Genomic DNA, 551 nt, shown 5'->3' with positions numbered 1-551 from the left:
CACCAATACCATTCCAAAACAGTCCGACACAAATCATGGTGTAGGCGACCGCTTGTTTGTAATCGAACCCAAACCAACGCACAAGAAAGAGAGTGACAAGCAGCCCAGAACCAGCGGTTAAAGACCCGTTGACGATGCCTATCAACATGATGCCAATACCACCAAGAATCCAACCCAATTGATTGCGACGCTTAATGATTTCGATTTGCCCCAGCTGCTTTTTCAAGCGGGAATAAATACCGAGTGCCAGAATCATACTGCCTAGCATCTTTTCCGCAATACCATCAGGGATATGAACGATGAGGTTTGCGCCAATCACAACACCTATACTGCCAACAAAAATCAGATAAAGGGCGATGGGCAATTTAATGGTGCCGGCTTTGAGGTGAGTGCTTGCAGCGCCCAAGCCTAAAGCAACAGAAGCCACTTTATGAGTGCCTAGTGCAACGGAGAACGGTAAGCCAAGAAAAATAAGTAGAGGAAACTGTAGCAAACCGGCGCCGCCACCAGAAAGAGATGCCAACGTATTTGCAACGAGCGAGCCGAAAAAG

At 47.5% G+C, this 551-nt stretch carries 1 protein-coding gene; it reads right to left on the bottom strand.

The window, feature by feature from the left end:
- Window positions 1-551, bottom strand: a 551-nt coding sequence (locus R7Q48_RS30055) for a sulfite exporter TauE/SafE family protein (RefSeq protein WP_318134056.1), incomplete at both ends; no start/stop codon positions are given.

Source organism: Vibrio sp. 378, from assembly GCF_033339435.1.
Note: the sequence above shows the minus strand (reverse complement) of the source record. Positions and strands in the feature narration are given on the sequence as shown.